Origin of the sequence: Dyadobacter sp. CY323 (genome assembly GCF_021390245.1) — a bacterium.
In the GTDB taxonomy this organism is placed as follows: Bacteria; Bacteroidota; Bacteroidia; order Cytophagales; family Spirosomataceae; genus Dyadobacter.
The window spans coordinates 61,250-79,827 of the sequence record NZ_JAJUXH010000002.1 but is presented as its reverse complement, the minus strand read 5'-3'; the positions used below and the strand labels follow the sequence as shown (position 1 = coordinate 79,827).

14 protein-coding genes are annotated in these 18,578 nt (G+C 45.5%); 7 read left to right on the top strand and 7 right to left on the bottom strand.

Going from position 1 to position 18,578, the window contains the following annotated elements; translation table 11 throughout:
- Positions 1–21: 21 nt before the first annotated feature.
- The 7 genes from LZG72_RS03675 to LZG72_RS03645 all read left to right on the top strand — a co-directional run bounded on the left by LZG72_RS03675 (position 22) and on the right by LZG72_RS03645 (position 9,598).
- Positions 22–576, top strand: a complete 555-nt coding sequence (locus tag LZG72_RS03675; protein ID WP_233867682.1) for a hypothetical protein — start codon at positions 22–24, stop codon at positions 574–576.
- Positions 577–645: 69 nt separating this feature from the next.
- The gene (locus LZG72_RS03670; protein WP_233867678.1) at positions 646–1,200 is read left to right on the top strand and encodes a carboxymuconolactone decarboxylase family protein; all 555 of its coding nucleotides are present in this window, start codon (positions 646–648) and stop codon (positions 1,198–1,200) included.
- A 205-nt stretch (positions 1,201–1,405) separates the two neighbouring features.
- Complete coding sequence (locus LZG72_RS03665; protein ID WP_233867675.1) at positions 1,406–1,978, top strand: carboxymuconolactone decarboxylase family protein; 573 nt, start codon at positions 1,406–1,408, stop codon at positions 1,976–1,978.
- An 18-nt stretch (positions 1,979–1,996) separates the two neighbouring features.
- Entirely contained in the window at positions 1,997–4,768 is a 2,772-nt protein-coding gene (locus tag LZG72_RS03660; RefSeq protein ID WP_233867672.1) for a TonB-dependent receptor, read from the top strand.
- A 5-nt stretch (positions 4,769–4,773) separates the two neighbouring features.
- Complete coding sequence (locus LZG72_RS03655; RefSeq protein ID WP_233867669.1) at positions 4,774–5,997, top strand: MFS transporter; 1,224 nt, start codon at positions 4,774–4,776, stop codon at positions 5,995–5,997.
- A 168-nt stretch (positions 5,998–6,165) separates the two neighbouring features.
- On the top strand, positions 6,166–7,311 hold the full coding sequence (locus LZG72_RS03650; protein ID WP_233867666.1) for a DUF3179 domain-containing (seleno)protein: 1,146 nt from the start codon (positions 6,166–6,168) through the stop codon (positions 7,309–7,311).
- A gap of 286 nt (positions 7,312–7,597) precedes the next feature.
- The gene (locus LZG72_RS03645; protein ID WP_409017654.1) at positions 7,598–9,598 is read left to right on the top strand and encodes a TonB-dependent receptor family protein; all 2,001 of its coding nucleotides are present in this window, start codon (positions 7,598–7,600) and stop codon (positions 9,596–9,598) included.
- A gap of 55 nt (positions 9,599–9,653) precedes the next feature.
- Here LZG72_RS03645 and LZG72_RS03640 read toward each other — a convergent pair whose 3' ends face one another.
- The 7 genes from LZG72_RS03640 to LZG72_RS03610 all read right to left on the bottom strand — a co-directional run bounded on the left by LZG72_RS03640 (position 9,654) and on the right by LZG72_RS03610 (position 18,532).
- A complete protein-coding gene (locus LZG72_RS03640) occupies positions 9,654–10,205 on the bottom strand; it encodes a hypothetical protein (protein WP_233867661.1) in 552 nt (183 codons plus the stop codon).
- A gap of 55 nt (positions 10,206–10,260) precedes the next feature.
- On the bottom strand, positions 10,261–10,830 hold the full coding sequence (locus tag LZG72_RS03635) for a gliding motility-associated C-terminal domain-containing protein (RefSeq protein WP_233867660.1): 570 nt from the start codon (positions 10,828–10,830) through the stop codon (positions 10,261–10,263).
- A 56-nt stretch (positions 10,831–10,886) separates the two neighbouring features.
- Positions 10,887–11,318 (bottom strand): hypothetical protein, encoded by a 432-nt coding sequence (locus LZG72_RS03630; RefSeq protein WP_233867659.1) that lies wholly within the window; start codon positions 11,316–11,318, stop codon positions 10,887–10,889.
- Between the two features lie 1,103 nt (positions 11,319–12,421).
- A complete protein-coding gene (locus LZG72_RS03625; protein ID WP_233867658.1) occupies positions 12,422–12,688 on the bottom strand; it encodes a hypothetical protein in 267 nt (88 codons plus the stop codon).
- Entirely contained in the window at positions 12,669–12,956 is a 288-nt protein-coding gene (locus LZG72_RS03620) for a hypothetical protein (RefSeq protein WP_233867657.1), read from the bottom strand. Before LZG72_RS03620 ends, LZG72_RS03625 begins: the two co-directional genes overlap by 20 nt.
- A gap of 992 nt (positions 12,957–13,948) precedes the next feature.
- The gene (locus LZG72_RS03615; RefSeq protein WP_233867656.1) at positions 13,949–14,335 is read right to left on the bottom strand and encodes a hypothetical protein; all 387 of its coding nucleotides are present in this window, start codon (positions 14,333–14,335) and stop codon (positions 13,949–13,951) included.
- A complete protein-coding gene (locus tag LZG72_RS03610) occupies positions 14,336–18,532 on the bottom strand; it encodes an RHS repeat-associated core domain-containing protein (protein WP_233867655.1) in 4,197 nt (1,398 codons plus the stop codon).
- Positions 18,533–18,578: the final 46 nt, after the last annotated feature.

Genomic DNA, 18,578 nt, shown 5'->3' with positions numbered 1-18,578 from the left:
AAAAATTTTAATATTTAAACATTGCGCAGGATTTTATCCATACTCCTTTTAGGGCTGCTGCTGTATAACATGGTGGGCTATTCCATAGTCTATCTGTCGGAGGAAAGGTATGTCGTGAGTGCGCAGGGAAAGCATTTCGTGCAGCAAAATGATGGTACTGAGAATATTGTGATCAAAGTTCCGGTCGCAGTTCCTTACCAGAATGATTGGGACGCTCCCGAGCCTGTGACCGGCCAGATCGAGCACGACGGTCAATTTTACCAAATGAAAAGTCAGCAGCTGATCAACGATACACTTTACGTGCAATGTGAATTCGATCAGAATGCGAGAGACCGTTTCAGCAACCTTGTTTCCAAAATCAATGACCAAGTAACAGGTACTTCTTCGGAATCCGAGAAAGACCAGCATTCTCAGCTATTAAAGAATTTCCTTAAAGAATACATGAACCAGGGTAAAAAGCATGTTTTCTACGTGCTTGAATGGACTCCTGCCCAAGCTGTCAATTTCGCTTCATTGACATTCAGCCTACCTGAAAGGGACTTTGCGACCCCAACACCGCCGCCCAATCTGGCTTAGTTTCGGCATCGTCGCCATTGTTGGTGAGAACACCAACAATAACGCGCCTCACTAACCCAGATCATTCCAATGGCACATATTTCGTTACCCGACGAGTCACTTCCGGGAATTGTTGGACTATTCAATTTCCGGCCTGAAACTGCTGAACCGCTCCGTTTGCTTGCCGATACATTGCTTCGTGGCGAGTCGACATTAACCAGCGGCGAGCGCGAACTGATCGCGGCTTACGTTTCGCATTTAAACAACTGTCATTTCTGCCATACATCCCACGCGGCCGCAGCAATGGCGCACCTGGAATGTGACCTTTCACTGATTGACGATATCAAGCAGGATTTCAAAAAAATTGAGATCACGCCAAAGCTGCGTGCATTGCTGAATATCGCCGCAAAAGTTCAAAAAAGCGGAAAGGACGTACGAAACGAAGATGTGGAAGCAGCCCGTGCCGAAGGTGCGACCGACCATGAAATCCACCACTCCGTGCTGATCGCTGCTGCATTCAGTATGTTCAACCGGTATGTCGACGGTCTCGGGACCTGGGCGCCGCAAGAAAACGAAGCGTATCGTGAAATGGGGCAACGTATGGCGTTTCAGGGTTATGTTCGGCGTGATGTGGTGGGAAGTTGAGGTTTTTAGTCATTGGTAGTCATTGATTGTCATTTTTTGTTCAGAATTGTTCGAAGTGGTTCGTAGTTGTTTTGTTCTCTCATCAATAATGATCGCAACACCGAACAACATCGGAACAATCTCGAACCACCCCAAACAGCTCTGAACCACCCCGAACAACTCTGAACCACCTCAAACCAAGTTTCAATTTTACGAACAAGTAACAATGCCCCACATCCCATTGCCAGCGCATTTGCCAGGTATAACCGGTTTGCTCGAATACAGCAAAGAGACGGCGCAGCCTATCCGTGTACTTACACAGTTTTTGTTGCGTGGCGAGTCTACTTTAACGCCTGGCGAACGTGAATTGATTGCAACGATTGTTTCTCATCAAAATGAATGCAGATTCTGTACGGCGGCGCATACAGCTGCGGCGGATCTGTTGATCGGAAATACCGAAACCTGCGAAATGATGAAGCAGGACGTAGATACTACTCCGGTCAGCGATAAAATGAAAACACTTTTGAAAATAGCCAAACAGGTGCAGATCAGTGGAAAAGCCGTATCCAAAGAACACATCGCCGCAGCAAAAGCAAATGGCGCGACGGATCTGGAAATCCACGATACCGTCCTGATTGCAGCCTTGTTTTGCCTGTACAACCGCTATGTCGACGGAATGGCCACGGTGGCACCTTCTGAACCTCAATTTTACCATGGCCTGGGACAACGGCTGGTAGATAATGGCTACAACCGGTTGCCCAATGGCTACGATCATTTAAAACAAAATCAACCTTCCTGACATTCTAAAATTATCTGCATGAAAAAACATTTACTTCTAAGTTCCCTGATCCTCGGGCTGCTCTTCACATGGAATGCGAAGGCACAAACGCAGGTACTATCAGGTCACATTTTTGATAACGATACACAAAAGCCTGTTTCAGGGGCTTCTATTTCTGTTAAAGGAAAAAATACCGGCACAACCACCAATTCAGATGGGTTTTTCGAACTAAAAACGAGCATTCCTGCAACACTGGTTGTTTCGCTATTGGGTTATGCACGCCAGGAAACAGAAGTTACTACGACTGGTAACCTTCGCATGAACCTGGTACCATCCATTGAGGAGCTAAATCAGGTTGTGGTAACCGCGTCGCGGGTGGAAGAAAGCATTTTGCGCTCGCCGGTCAGCATTGAGAAAATGGATGCCCGGGCAGTGCAGCAAACACCTTCCGCCAATTATTATGACGGTTTGGTAAATATGAAATCGCTGGATATGGTCACCAGCAGCCTTACTTACAAGCAAATTAATACCAGAGGGTTTAACACAACTGGTAACAGCCGGTTTTTGCAACTGGTTGACGGTGTGGACAATCAGCCTTCGGGGTTGGGTTTTGCGATGGGGAATTTGTTTGGCCCGCATGATATTGACGTAGAAAGTGCCGAGCTGATCCCGGGTGCGGCTTCCGCACTATATGGACCCATCGCATTCAACGGAATGCTGAATACCCGCACGAAAAATCCATATGAATACCAGGGTTTGAGCGCACAAACCAAATTCGGCATCAACCACATCGGAGACGGTACCGATTTGGGTGCCAAACCTTTGTACGACCTTGCGGTTCGTTACGCCAAAGCATTTAATGACAAGTTTGCATTCAAAGTAAATGTATCTTATCTGAAAGGAACCGACTGGTATGCAAACGATTACACAGACATTGAGCCAAACACGCCAGAAGCAAGCCGAGGCCCAAACAATCCAGGCAGGAATGCGCTGAATATTTATGGAGATGAGGTGGCGCAGACACTTCCGGATATCGGACGCGTTTCCCGTACGGGTTATGAAGAAAAAGACCTGGCAACGTATGGTGTGTATAGTTTTAAGACCAATGCAGCATTGCATTACCGCATTACCGATAAGCTGGAAGTGATTTACCAGGCGAATTACAATCAGGGTACCGCCCAATATACGGGTAGTAACCGTTTCGTAATCAACGATTTTAAATTTGTCCAGCATAAACTGGAATTGAAAGGCAGCAACTTTTACGTGCGTGCTTACAGCAACCACGAGTATTCGACCAATTCCTACAACACCCGCGCTTTGGGCCAGCAGATCAACCGTACCTGGGTTAAAGATCTGAGCGGCAACACGGTAACTCCTGATAAAGCGGATGCGACCTGGTTTGAAAGATATGCGGCGGCTTACACTGGAGCGATCACCGGGGTTACTACGAAGAACCACACCGCTGCCCGCTCATTTGCTGACCAGGGCATGGTATTACCAGGTTCATCGGAGTTCAATAGCGCGAGAGAACGTCTGATCCAGACACGGGGATTGGCGGGAGCCGGGATATTGAGCCAATGCAGCCTGCGTCATGTGGAAGGTATGTATGATTTCAGCTCGCTTTTGAAAGTCGTGAATTTTCAGGTGGGTGGAAATTACAGGAAATATTACCTGAATACCGGCGGGACGCTTTTTGATGATGAAGGAAAAAACCTTACAAATGAGGAGTACGGTGTTTTTGCACAAGCTTCCAAATCATTCCTGAAAGATCAGCTGAAACTGACTGTTTCCGGACGTTATGACAAAAACGAAAACTTCGACGGACGTTTTACACCACGCGCATCCGCGGTATTTTCCCCGACAGAGAACCACCATTTCCGCGCATCTTACCAGACTGGTTTTCGTAACCCGACGATCGGAGATCAGTACATTAAGCTAAATGTAGGTCCGATCATCATCCTCGGCGGCGCCCCTGTCAACTCAGTGGGATTAAATGCGTATGAAAACTCGGTGACGATCGCTTCATTCTCACAATTTGCCAGTGCTTTTGGTGCGGATATGCAGAAAGGAACGCCATTTCCGCAGGCTGTCGCCAACAATAAAGACAAGCTCGTGAAGTCCGATGTGCCTTATATCAAATCGGAAAAAGTAAAGAGCTACGAGTTCGGTTACAAGGGTTTGATCGGTAAAAAAGTCCTTTTCGATATCAACTATTATTACAGCGAGTACACGGATTTTATGATCAATACCGTGGTCGCGAGAGCTAAATCTAACATTCTATTAGCAGATGGATCGGTGAACCCCGCCGCTGCCGCCGAACTCCTCGGAGCGGACAGACAACTTTTTCAGCTTTATACCAATGCGGCTGACAAAGTTTCTATCCAGGGCGTCAGCGCGGGAATTACTTACTCTCTGCCGAAGAATTACAAAATCAGTGCGAATGCAACCTGGATCGATTTCAATCTTCAGGAGGCTGATGCAAACAACATCCCCGCATTTAATACACCGGAATGGAAGACCAATCTGATATTCGGGAATGCAAAATTGACCGACAGACTGGGCTTTAATGTGGCGTGGCACTGGCAGGAAGCGTTTGACTGGTACGGTACATTCACCGAAATGAGTCCGGGAAGAGTGAAAGCCTATAACCTGCTGGACGCACAAGTGAGCTATCGCATTCCGAGTCTGAAAACGATCGTAAAAGTGGGCGGCTCCAACATTACCAACACATACATCGTGCAGGCGTACGGCTCGCCGGCTGTGGGTGGATTGTACTATGTGAGTTTGAATTTTGACCAGTTATTCAGATAAATGCAATGGAAACACTGGAATTAGCTAATGTTGAGGCGAAAGGGGTGAGCAATAAATGGCTTGCATTCGGGCTGTGTGTGGTAGCGTATGTTTTCAGCGGCACGGTTTCTACGTTAATGTCGGTGTACCTGCCTGTCGCAATTCCTGAACTTAAAGGTTCAGCCACTCCTGCGACCGAAGCGCAGCTTGGCGAAATCGGGGCGTATGTAAGTGCGGTTTTTTTATACGGATGGATGGTTGGCGGCCTGCTTTTCGGGGTAGTGAGCGACCGCATCGGCCGGGTCAAATCGCTGACTTTGGTGACGGCACTGTATGGTGTGAGTACTTGCCTGGTCAGCATTGTGCCGGACTGGTATTCGCTTATGGGACTGCGTTTTCTTTCCGGAATGGGTATTGGTGGCGTATTGCTTATTTCGACAGTTTACATTTCAGAGATATGGGAAGTGAAAAGCCGCGCGGTGATGCTCGGAATTCTGGCTGTTTGCTTTCCGGTCGGCATTGTGACTACGGGAAGCTTGAACCTGGTTTTCTCGGACTGGAGAAGCGCTTTTGGCGTGGGAATAATACCAGTGGTGGTCGCATTGCTCATCTATTTACTTGCCCCTGAGTCGGAAAAATGGAGAGGGACGAAAGTGGTTACCAATAAGCCTGAGAGCATTTTTGATCAGTCAAACCGAAGTAATCTCATCTCGGGCTCGGTCATTTTTGGATCGGTACTCATTGGTCTGTGGGGGATATTCTCCTGGGTGCCAACCTGGGCACAAACGCTCCTGGCTGCCGGTGAGAATGGACAAAAAGAACGCGGGCTGATCATGATCATTCTCGGAATGGGTGGGATCACCGGCGGTATCTTCTCGGGAATGCTCGTCAACCGTTTTGGCAAGAAAAAGTCTTTAATCGGCACATTTACGACCGTGGTAATCGCAGGTTGCCTGCTGTTTTTGACGAATACGACTTTCACCAATATTATTTATGTCGAAACCGCATTACTCGCATTCGGTTTCGGCATCAGCCAGGGAGCGCTTTCGAGTTACATTCCAGAGTTGTTCCCGGTTTCAGTACGAGGCACGGCGACTGGCTTTTGCTTTAATGTAGGGAGATTTTTTACCGCCACGGCGGTGTTTTTCATCGGTACGCTGGTGAGTTTTCTGGGTGGGTTCAGCAATGCGTTGCTGGTATTCACCATTCCGTTTGTTGTAGCACTCATTGTAACCGCACGCAGCAAATGATCTTAGTTTGTATATCATAGGTTAATATATTGGGCAAACGGGTTTGCCGCATGGCGGGCCCGTTTCTTTTTTGATCATTGTTGGTGTCTTCACCAACAATTCTAAATGCGACTGGTCACATGAGTAGCGGGATGTTGGTGACAGCACCAACATCGGCAATATACATATATGAAAAAACTCTTCTACCTCGGAATCATCGGCATCATCCTCTACGAAATCGCGAAAGTGTATTTCATCATGCCTATGCCGGGCAGTCAACGGATGAATAGCATCGACGCTGCTTACTTTTTACATACCTGGCGCTGGGAATTGCGCATTTTATTCTGGGCGCTGATTTTGGTGGGCTCATTTTCTGTTTTTTCGGGCAAAAGGAAATGGATACCCGCGATTTTTCTGCTCATCGCGGTCGGCCTGATCTATGCTACCAATTATGAAATGGCGGCTGATACCATGTTTTATCAGCCAAGTACGGTACTAATGAAAGATGCCGCCGCAAATAAGGTGAGCCTGGACAGGCTGGTGATCGGGACCGAAGTGAATGGCGAGGCAAAAGCCTATCCGATCCAGTTTATCGGTTATCACCATCAGGTCAGGGATACGTTATCCGGGCAGCCCATTATGGTTACATATTGCACAGTTTGCCGGACCGGGCGTGTTTTTGAACCATCTGTAAAACGGCGGCCTGCATTATTCCGGCTGGTGGGTATGGATCATTTCAATGCGATGTTTGAGGATGAGGAAACAGGAAGCTGGTGGCGGCAGTCGAATGGCGAGGCGATTGCCGGGCCGCTGAAAGGAGAGATCTTGCCTGAACTTTCAAGTGTGCAAACTTCTCTGAGAGAATGGATTAAGCTCCACCCAAACAGCAAAATCATGCAGCCTGACCCGGTTTACCAGGCAAAATATGATTCGATGAGCCGCTACGAAAGTGGCAGAGGTAAATCGGAGTTGACGCGCACGGATACAACCTCCTGGAAAGATAAGTCTTGGATAGTAGGCATTCAGGTAAAAGGCGCGAGTAAGGCATTCGACTGGAACCGCCTGAAAAAGGAGAAAATCATCAACGAGCGAGTCGGTACGATACCTGTTGTGCTTGTACTGGCATCGGATGAAAAGAGCTTTTTTGCATTTGAGAGGAGCGGAGATTCTCAGAAATTCGACATCAAAAATGATACATTACTGATGGGGGAATCGGCATATACATTGTCGGGAAAAGCAATGGCCGATGGGACTTCGGATTTAAAACGCATCAATGCATATCAGGAGTTCTGGCATAGCTGGCAAACGTTCCATCCGGACACCCAGAAATATTAGATCTTGTCAGCATCGCCCATTCGCCCATTGTTGGTGTTATCACCAACAATAAAACCATCATCAAATGAAATTTACACTCCATAAATTCCAATCACTCATAATCCTTTTCTGCATTCAATCCGCTGTTTTTGCCCAAACTGAAAAAAAGGGAAAGGAAGATTACGACAAAGTGCTGGACCTGAACGAAGTTACTGTAGAGCAACGTAAAAATGTGATCCACACCGAACGTCTTCCAGATGTACTTAATACCTTCATTACTGCCGGTAAAAAGAGTGAGGTGATCCAGATGGAAGGTGTTAATGGCAACATAGCCGAGAAAACGGGCCGGCACATTTTTGCCAAAATTCCGGGTGTTTTCCTCTACGACATGGATGGCAGCGGCAACCAGGTAAACATTTCGACCCGCGGCCTCGACCCCCACCGTTCTTGGGAATACAACATTCGTCAGAATGGCGTGATCACCAATTCGGATATGTATGGCTATCCGGCAAGCCATTATAGTCCGGCGATGGAATCCATTCAGCGGGTGGAACTGGTACGCGGAACTGCCTCTTTACAGTTTGGGGCACAGTTTGGCGGGATGATCAACTACGTCACAAAAAGTCCGGATACTACCAAAGCATTTACCTTTGAAAGTATTAATTCGGGAGGCTCATTTGGGCTTTTCAGTTCTTATAATGCAATCGGAGGCAAAATCGGGAAGTTCACTTACTCGGCTTACTACCAGCGAAGACATTCGGATGGATATCGCAAAAACGCGAAATCGGACGCGCAGTCGCAATATGTCATGCTGGGATACGAATTCAATAATTCATTACGGATCAAAGCGGAGCTCGGGCGCTCGTCTTATGTGTACCAAATCCCCGGCCCGCTGACCGACGCCATGTTTGCCGCGGATCCGCGTCAGTCGACCAGGTCGAGAAATTATTTTAACCCGGATATCTACGTTCCTTCTATCGTTTTAGACTGGAAAATCAGTCCGAACACACAATTAAAATTCACCAATTCCGGAGTTTACGGCGCGCGTAACAGTGTCATGTTCGATGCATTTGCCAACGTACCTGACACGATCAATTCAGTCACAAATGCATTCAGGGCACGGCAGGTGGATATTGATAATTTCAAGAGTTTCACTTCCGAATTACGTGTTGTGCATCAGTATGACGTGGCTGGTTTCAGGAATGTGGTTTCAGGAGGTGTCCAGTATATGCATAACAAATTGCGCCGACGGCAGCTCGGAAAAGGCACGACCGGAAGTGATTTCGACCTGTCGTTGACGGATCCTGCGTTTGGACGCGATATGTATATGAAAACGGATAATGCAGCTTTATTCATCGAAAACCTCATTTACATCACACCAAAACTTACTTTGTCTCCGGGATTCCGAGTGGAGAGCGGCGCAACGGATATGACGGGAAAGATCAGCTATTACGATCCGGCGGATCTGCCTAATCAGATCAAACACCGGTTTCCGCTTTTTGGGGTGAGCTCGCAATACCGGATCAGTGCAAATAGCCGGGCCTATGCCGGGTTTTCGCAAGCTTACCGGCCAGTGGTTTTCAAAGACATTATCCCGGGGTCGGTTCTGGAAAGGGTGGATAAGAATTTGAAAGATGCCTATGGCTACAACTTAGAAGCCGGAGTGAGCGGTAACCTGGATGACAAGCTGCGTTACGATGTGGGCGTTTTTCAGGTACTGATCAACCATCGGATGGGTACGGTTTCCATGCGTGACCAAAACAACAATGCATACCTGCTGCGAACCACGACCGGCGACAGCAAAACACGCGGCGTTGAAGCTTATCTCGAATATGTGGCCTTTAAAACATACAATGCAAAGCTGCCGACCGAGCTGTCGTTTTTCACCTCGACTTCCTATTTTGACGCAAAATACCTGAAAGGCAATGCAGTGGTAAACAACGAGAATACCAGCGTCGCCGGCAATCGTGTGGAGGGAGTACCGACGTGGATTTCTCGGAACGGGATCCAGTTTTTGTATAAAAAACTCTCGATAACCTGTCAGTACAGCTACGTAAGTTCAAACTACGCGAACCCGCTGAACACCGAGCAACCTTCCGCAAACGGAACAATCGGAAAAGTACCGGGTTATGGCTTACTGGACTTGAACGCGACCTTGCACATATCCGGAAATTACACGCTCCGAATGGGCGTCAACAACATGACCGACAAGCATTATTTTACAAAACGTCCCACAATGTACCCGGGAGCTGGAATATGGAGTTCCGATGGAAGAAGTTTCGGCGTTTCGTTTGGGGTGAAGCTTTGAGTGTTAATAAGTCGCTATAAATCAGTTAATTACAGGTGTGGTGTGCGACCGAAATTCAATTGGTAAGAATGCTGGTAACTACCTGATTGTTCAGAGGGTTCGCTTCGCCGCCGGAGTTAGCTATCACAGCTACTGAAATATTCTGGCTGATCCCGGATGCGGAGCCATTTTTTCGGGATACATTAAAGCCGATCACTGCTTTTCCATTTGCCTGAATTTTTGTTCCCGCTTTTGATGAGGCAAATATAAAGTTGGCGTTTTCGGAGAAGGTCCAATCACTATTTTGGTTTTGTTTGCCTCCAAAAACATTGGAAATACTGTTCGTTAATGGATAGGTAATCACAAATGCAGGCAATTTGGTGATGCGAAGGTTGATGCTGCCGGTCGTTTCCTGGTTACTAATCTCATAGATGTTGACGACAAAATCTCGTTGCACAGCCGGCGCGAATTGCAAACCATTGATATCGAGAGTAGGAGTCAGGTCGCAAGCTGAATTTCTTTTTATTCTGTTTCCAGCCAGGTCATACGAAAAAGAAATAGCTTGTGAAAATGACATTTCAGAAAGCAGTAACAACAGGAGCAGGCAGGCAATTCTATTCGGTTTCATTGTGTATTTTATAGCGTGCAATTTGAATATTCATTTGACAATTTAATCCCGTGAGCTAAAAACAATCTTTTTCAGAATTGCTGAGGTTCTTGTCGACTGTTCCATCTTTTCCAGCCTGCACCGGATAATAGCAACCTTCTTTTGTTTTAAATACAGCCATTTCCTTTTTGCATGGAATGGCACAAGCCCTACCTTCGATCATACTTAGTCGTTTATCCTTATCCATTACTTCCATTCCGTACACGAACGGGCCACTATAAATGCTGCCGTCGTTCCAGTTTTTCCCATTCCAGGCATATTCACGGATCCTCGTGACATCTACGTATTTGGAGTGAAATAAAACCGTGTCTTTGTTGGGAGTCAATATCGTGAAGTTAATCAGCGTCAATACTTCTGAATTAATTGATGGGACGAATGTATCGTTGATGCCATCTCCATTCGGCGTGAAAACATTCGGAATATAAATACTTGTTTTCTCGCTTTTGAATGTCACCGTTTCGGTGCCGCAACAGGATTGATATCCTTCTGGAATGGATTGTGTCGGCTCGGTTTGAGCTGGGCAGGATTGCAGGGTTAATGTTAAAAAAGAAAGCAGGATGAATTCGAGTGTATGTTTTGCATTCATAGTGATTGATTGTGTGTTTATTTAATTCATTATTGGTATATGTCACTTCCAGTCTTTCACCCGGTAGTAAAAACCAATATCAAAAGCAGATTCACTCCAAGCCCAATACCCCAGTTAGACCATACTTTTCTTTGCTTGATCTTTTTGGCTTTCTTGGTATATGCTTTATAATATTCTGGTTGCCGGAATAACTGTTCGTCCGGGTAGCCAAGGTTTTCTAATTTGGGACTGGTTGCTGAACAGGCAATGGCCGGGATAAGACCAATTATCGGGAATAGCAGGCTGGTAATCAATGTTCCTGCCGCCGCTCCTTTATATCGTTTATAATGTCGGGCTGCATCTATTTGGCCTTTAATGTTTAGATTTTCAGATTTAGGAGTTGAATATAATTGTTGCCCATGAATGATGATTGCAGAATCGGCTGGAATTTGTGCGAAACAAGGTATAATGGATAGTGTGAAAATTATATAGGGTAGAAATACTTTCATTTGATATTTGGATTTGTTTAAATGCGATTAATTATTTCTTAGTTTAGAGTTAATTCTTACGATTATTACTTGTTCGTTTAAATGCACTAATTAGTATGTAACAAGATCTGTAATAATAAATACTAAAAACGGGGTTAACGCGATGGGAATATTTAACGGTTGGATGACTTTTTTAATGGATAGTTTGAGTGTAAGGTCAATAATTTATTTTTTTTTGATTTCCATAATGCAAATGCGGAGATGATCATCAGCAGGGACATGGCAATTAAAGTATAGCCCATCGTTTTTTGAAAATTGCTGCGGTTGAAATAAATTATACCATCTTTTTCAAGATATTGGATGTATCGATTTATTTTTCCAGATTTAGTAGATTCGGTTTCATAGAAGAAAACGGATACTTGATCACCGGTATTCAGGTTATCTATTTTATTGGCTTGGTCATCGCATATATTTCAAAGGGAAATGGATATGTATCGACTACTAGATATCGGAATTTCCCCTTGTCTCTACTCGGTGAATCGCCCATTTTTGGATCTAAATATGTGATATGACCTTGAACATAATCGTACTCTTCTTTCTGTTTCGAATTCCATCGTATGTGTAAGATGGTGGTTATCATAATGGCAATGCTGATAAATGTAATGGCGTTCATGTTGATCAAATTAAAATTCGTCAAATGCTCGTGGCCAGTGAAGCCCGGGTAGAGATAGTTGGTTGGTGCCCGGAAATTCACGAATGTTCAGTGAGTTGGGTTGCGTAATCGGCCTCATGCGTCGAAGCTTTGGTCACTCGACTTTTTACTTATCAAGGATAAGTAAGTGTCCAGTTGTATTTTCATTGTTTGAAGGATTTTAGGTTAGTAATTAAATCTCATTATGGCCAGAGGATCTATTGCAAACAGGATAGATTCCCACCATCGATGATTTTGAATCCTACCAAGTGGATTTTCTCTTGCGTTCCAGCCACCTGGATCTAAAAGACGCCCATTAAAATGTTGGAAACTGCGTCTATTAGCATCCTGTTCTACCCATAAGTCATCATGATTACCTGACCCACTTGCCGATATGAGACTAGGTAAACCATATTAATTAATCCAAATAGGATCATTTTACATAATTATCAACACTCAAAACCCTCTCCACCACCGGATCATACATCCGGCCGCCAACCGCGTTGCGTTCATGTTGATCAGATTGAAATTTGTCAAATGCCCATGACCAGAAGTCGAGATATAGATAGCTGGTCGGCGCTGGGACATTCACGAACGTCCAGTGAGTTGGGTTCCGCAATATGCCCCAGGTGTCGAAGTTCTGGTTGGGAATGACGGTGTCGGCTATCAGAAACCCATGATTAACTATTACCGACAGCATTTTTGAGGGCATCTAACGCGGATTTTAGAATTACTTCCAACTTAGCGTTATCATAATAAATTACGTCTTCTCTTCGGAATTCATCATTTGGCTCATAAAAGTCTAAATCATAAGCAAGAGTGGACAGTATATCATCAACAGTCTCTCCGAAATGTTGGTCATCTTCCCAAATCTCACTTTGAAAATCCTGTATTAATGGGATTCTAACGGACTCTTTGGACTCTAGAATGCTATTTATTCTGGCAATTATCTGTTCAGTTGTTGTCATGAACATTGGAAAGTAGAACTTTTTGTTAATTAAGTTCCTACTATTTCTGAGTATGGTTGTTACTTATTCAGGTACTGCATTTGTTCCTGCCAAGTAACCTTTTCAGATAGATATAATCCTTATCGCAATTTGTTCTTATGGCCTTTTTGTTAAAGTATTTGATCTCTCGTCATTTTTGCATCAGAATAATACTCCATTTTGACAGCGAATGATTCTTTCTTAATCTTTGAAGCGATTTCTTCCCTCTTTATCGAGTTCGTATACAATGAAGTCATTGTTAAACCTGCTGAAATGAGCTTCTTCATATTTTATCAGCCATTTTTGTAGGCTTTCCATGATCTGGGGGCTTAGTAATAGATCTTCTGGATCGATATAGCCGCCAATATAATAATCTCTTATCCCGGTTCCATTTAAGGAAGCATCGACGATCAAATATTTTTCATATTATTTATCTATTCGTTCAAAAAGAATGTCGTGATTAGCTATTTGAGAAGTAGTTCATGTTCATAGACAACTACTGTTCTGCCTTTTCCTCATTCAAATCATTTACGTCAATTACCAGAACTACAAGACATTTGTTTTTAAGATGCTCGGCAATGTCATTAGCTAATTTGATACTTTCAATTGCCATTTTGTGGCTTCGTTGTGAATATGCGCTCTTACTTTCACCTGAAAGTGGATCGCAATACCAATTAAGATAGATATACTCTTCTCCCCACAGCTGATAGGCGTAAATTAAATTACCATTATTTTCTGTCAGAATATCTCCACCAAAAATTGCAGTCGATGTGCCTTGTAATAACGTTACGGCATCTAGCGCGTCATCTACGGTTAAGGCAATTTCATCACTTCCTGGGTTAATTTCGGAAAGTGGTTTTCCTTTGTATTTAAGATAGGCATAGTAGGTGGTTGTGCTTTTTATCTTATTTTATTCTTGGTACCGATTTAAAATGTTCCTATTGTTCAATTTATTCTACCTGAATGCTTATATTCTAACCCAACTCTGTCACCAACACTACAAAGCATTTATTTTTCAATCTATCAGCCACCTCATTGGCGGCTAAAATGCATTCTCTGGCTTTTCTGTGACTTTCGCTAATATACGTTTTTACACTTTCATTAACTTCCTTTCGGTCAACAGACCAGTTCAAGTAGCTGTATTCGTACCCCCATTTATGTATTGCGTAAATTAGCTGACCATTGTTTTCGGTCAGAATTTCTCCACCGAGAATAAGAACGTCAGCCCTGTTAAGTATATCAATGGCGGTGAGACATTCTTCGATGTTAAGAGCAATCTCCAGACTTTCGGAGTAGCTCGGATTTAATGGGCGACCTTTTTCTTTTAAAAATTTTAGATAGTCGGAGGTTTCTTTCATCATTTAAGGCATTTTAGATATATGGAAAAATCGGTGATTAATTTCTCCTGATGAATTTTTAATATATTCAAATATTCCAACCTTTCCTTTATAACTTCCGGATATTGATAACTTTTGGTAAATCTTTCCGTCTCCGCCAGTTTGGCTGACGAGGTTACCATACTTGGCTGCGAACCCATCTACACTTCGGGGAAATGCATGTTGTACATCATCGATCTTGTTCATTTGATGGATGACTTTCGGAGAATAAGAAGCACCGCTGAAGAAATTGCTTCCTTGATTAAGATAGGATCTTCCATAGGATACAACATCCCCACTAGCAGCACCACCAAAAGAATTTACAACAGAGCCATCGCCCAACTCTGCATTTACAAATTTCAAATCTCCTCCAGAGCCACCGGCAAGCTTCCAGCCCTCAGCGGTTCTAACATATGTTGTTTTTCCAAAACCGGGGAAAGCACCACTAATACCTTTGGAAGCCCCATTTAGAGGATTCAAGCCTTGTAGATCCGCAGCGATATAACCCGAAACACCACCAAGAAGTCCCCCGCTCGCAACACCGATTGCCCAATCTTTGGCAGAATAGGGATCCCCGAAATAGGCTGCATTGCCTACTCCCTCGACAAGACCACCTAATGCGGAACCAGCAGCCCCTGCAACAAAGCCGCCTGCAAATCCTGTTGAAGCCGCGGACACTGCTGCCGAACTGAAAGCACCTGCTACCGAGCCTGTTGAAGCAATAACAGAAGCCGCCCCACCAGTAGCAGCCGTAATAGCACCCGCCGCTGCCCCAATGCCAAAGGCAATCGCTCCGTCTTTAAAACTATGTATTTTTCCTTGAAAGGCTTTTAATCCCAGATTAATAGCTCCACCTACTGCCGCACCGATAACAATATGCACCCACTCTCCATCCGGATCTGTATGCACCAGCGGATTATTCTTCGCATACGAATACCGATTATAATCCTGCGTCCCAAATGCATTCTGTACATAATTATCAACACTCAGCACCCTCCCCACCACCGGATCATACATCCGGCCATTCATGTTGATCAGATTGAAATTTGTCAAATGCTCGTGACCCGTGAAGCCGCGATATAGATAGCTGGTGGGCGCAGGCACATTCACGAACGTCCAGTCGGTCGGGTTGCGGAGCCTGCCCCAGGCGTCGAAGTTCTGGTCGAGGATAACGGTACCGTTGAAGGCAGTTAATGTCAGCAATGATCCAAGGTGATCGGTATAGGTATAGTAATACTGGTCGGCACCATTTTCGCGGATCACGATAGCGATCATCCCCGCGGGGGAGCTGATGTAATGCAAATGTTTATCGGCAATGCCGGGTGTTACATCTTTTTCATACGAGCCGAAATAGTAGTGGGTGTTGATAAGTGCTGCATTCTTTTTCATTACGCCTTTCAGCCTTTGGTAATCGGCGCCGTACGTATAGGTTAGTTCGTAAGGTTGCCCCGAACCGTTTTCGGTCAGTTTTTCGGGCTGGTTGAATGCCGTGTACGTAATGTCCTGGGTCAAAATCGGGATGGCGGTAGTGGGGGAGGCCACGCCTGTCAGCGCATTGGGTTTTGTCGGGTGGTAGCTGAATGTCTGCCCCGCGTCGCTTTTGGAACTGATGTTTCCCGATGGCTGGTAAGTCGTTGTCTGGGCGGCTTTTCCCAAAACGGTCGCACTTAGGAGGCGGTTCAGGTTATCATAGGTGAAGCTTTCTTCTTTGTTTTTTACGTAATCCTTTCGCTTGTTGAGATTCCCTTTCGCATAATCCCAGGTCAGTTCCAGGTTTTGAACGCCAGCTGTCGTGAACTGTTTGGGGATTCCGTAATGGTACGTGATCGTCGAAGATTTGCCGTTACCCAATGAATAGGCGGTGTTTTGTCCCAGCCCATTCAGGTTTGTATTGGTGTAAAGTGTTACCGACCCATTCGCATTCTTGATGGTTGTGGGATACCCGTTCGCATCGTATCCATGGGTTGTTGCGAAACCGGAAGGATAAAGTACCGATGTGACGTCGCCATAACTGTTATAGCCATAAGTCGTTGTAAATACGGTGGCATCTACCGTTTGCTTGGCAGTCTGCAGCCGGCCAAAGTTGTCGTAGGTAAACTCTTCCACGTCGCCTGAAAAGCCGGTTACTTTTTTGAGCTGGTTGGTGGACGCGCCGCTTCCCGACGGATAATACTCATTTACCGTTATGCCTTCCGGCCCATTCCTGTTGAACATTCGACCCAGCAGGTCGTACTGCATGGTGTGGGTTTTGCTGTTCGCATTGGTCTGTGACGTGAGCTGCCCCAGCGCATCGTAATCATAGGTAGTCGTTCCGGCATTCTGGTCGGTTAGGGAAGTTTGGGGTCCGTGCACGTCGTATTGACTGCTGGTGATGACTGCGCCATTGCTTACTTCCTTAAGACCGCCGTGGCTGAAATACGTGTAGCTCAGTGTGCCGCCGTTGTCCGTTGCGCTAACCGTTTTGCCGGTTGCATCGGTACTTGTTGAAGCCGACTGGCCCGATGTCGTGCTGGTCGTCGTTAATATCCCCGCATTGTATGTGTAGGATAAAGTGCTGCTGGTTAATGCATTGGATGTTGCGGTCAAACGATTGAAGGGATCAGCCGCATTGTAGGAATTGGTGGTGGTGAGCACTGGTTCCCCGGATTTCACCGGTTGGGTCGAAGTAGCGACATTGCCGCGGTTGTCGTACGAAGTGGTTTGCGTGGTCCATCCGGAGGGAAATGCTTCGGTTTCTATTTTAATTTCCCTTCCCAAAACGTCAAACCAGGTTTTCACATCCGGCTTGCCGGGATGCGTTACCAAATTAAACCAGACCGCTCCGTTCGCAATATCCCAGCCGTACGCATTCGTGACGGTGTATCCTTCGGGATACACGGTGGTGGTTGCCCTGCCGAATGCATCATAAGTAAAACTGGTTTTAAGTCCGTCGATGCCGGTGACGGTCAGTGGATTGCCCCATTTGGGATCATACGTGACTGTGGATGCCTGGTTTAATTCATTTACAGTCGATTCGGCGTAACGTCCTTTGGTATCATAAACTGCAGATGTAGCTCGTGCAGCCAGTCCGGAAGGTGTAACGGTTGACTTTTTCAGGTTGCCCAAAGGATGATACTCAAGAACGGTGCTGACGCTTTTCGGAAGTCCGAAGAAATCCGTTTTCGATGTGAGCTGCCCAAGGTTATTATATCCCATTCCGGTCGTAATGGCGAAGGCGGCTTGCCCGCTCCGTGTTTTGCTGACGGTTACGGAGGTGGGTTTATTGGGAATTGCCCCGGGATATGCACCATAAACGGTTGTGGTTACTGTCGTTTCAATGTTGTTATTGCTGACGGTGTTTTGGGTAACGTTGCCGAAGTTGTCAAAGGTATTATTGACTGAGCTGGCCGTTCGGCCTTCAAAAACGCTGTTTTCAGTGCTGCTTTTGATCCTGAACAGAAACCGTTTGCTACCTGCTGCGCCTTGTTGAACAAATTCGTTGACTATGGTACTTTCACTGATCAGCGTATTCCCGGCAGTCCAGTAGGTCCCGCTTTTCTTGGTAGCAGCGACGTAATACGTGGTGTTGAACTCATTTTCAGAAACCGATTTAATGCCGCTGACGAGATCGGATGTGGACATTTTTGTAAATCCCAGTAATCCTTTCCCGGCGCGGTGCATTTTAGCACCTTCGTAACTATATTGAATGATATTCTCCCCGCCAACGCCATTTTGACCAATAAACTGAAAGACGGCATAGGTTGGCAACTGGATGCTATTAAAAGGATATCCCGAGCCAGCTCCTTTTACATAGAAGTCTCCGCCATCGGCCATGGATTTGTAGTTCCAGGTTGTAACGTGTCCCAAACCATTGGCGACTTTGTGAATAAGATTTTCCTTACCGGATGGTTTGAACTTAAAATGTTTTAATGGAGAGTTGAAAAAGTCGACGCTTACTATTTCAGCCCGGCTGTCTCCGTCCATATCGGCCACGTAGGATGGGGAGGAAGTAACAGGTTCAGGCAAATCACTTTGAACCGTATAGAATTCTACGCCTTTGCTGTAATAGATATCTAGTTTGGATGCAGAAACACCTGCTGTCTTTTTTCCATGATAAATGTCTGTTTTTCCATCTGCATTGAAATCAGCCAGATTCACGTGGTGATTTTTGTAATATTCATTGGTGATGCTCGGGATTTGCACCCAGCTAAATGTAGCGGGTATAAAACCGGCTCCGGTGGATAAAGCT

Coding starts and splice junctions, on each gene's coding strand:
- LZG72_RS03640 (WP_233867661.1), bottom strand. CDS start 10,205: ATGAAACCGAATAGAATTGCCTGCCTGCTCCTGTTGTTACTGCTTTCT.
- LZG72_RS03645 (WP_409017654.1), top strand. CDS start 7,598: ATGGAAGGTGTTAATGGCAACATAGCCGAGAAAACGGGCCGGCACATT.
- LZG72_RS03655 (WP_233867669.1), top strand. CDS start 4,774: ATGGAAACACTGGAATTAGCTAATGTTGAGGCGAAAGGGGTGAGCAAT.
- LZG72_RS03660 (WP_233867672.1), top strand. CDS start 1,997: ATGAAAAAACATTTACTTCTAAGTTCCCTGATCCTCGGGCTGCTCTTC.
- LZG72_RS03620 (WP_233867657.1), bottom strand. CDS start 12,956: ATGACAACAACTGAACAGATAATTGCCAGAATAAATAGCATTCTAGAG.
- LZG72_RS03630 (WP_233867659.1), bottom strand. CDS start 11,318: ATGAAAGTATTTCTACCCTATATAATTTTCACACTATCCATTATACCT.
- LZG72_RS03665 (WP_233867675.1), top strand. CDS start 1,406: ATGCCCCACATCCCATTGCCAGCGCATTTGCCAGGTATAACCGGTTTG.
- LZG72_RS03615 (WP_233867656.1), bottom strand. CDS start 14,335: ATGATGAAAGAAACCTCCGACTATCTAAAATTTTTAAAAGAAAAAGGT.
- LZG72_RS03670 (WP_233867678.1), top strand. CDS start 646: ATGGCACATATTTCGTTACCCGACGAGTCACTTCCGGGAATTGTTGGA.
- LZG72_RS03650 (WP_233867666.1), top strand. CDS start 6,166: ATGAAAAAACTCTTCTACCTCGGAATCATCGGCATCATCCTCTACGAA.
- LZG72_RS03625 (WP_233867658.1), bottom strand. CDS start 12,688: ATGCTGTCGGTAATAGTTAATCATGGGTTTCTGATAGCCGACACCGTC.
- LZG72_RS03635 (WP_233867660.1), bottom strand. CDS start 10,830: ATGAATGCAAAACATACACTCGAATTCATCCTGCTTTCTTTTTTAACA.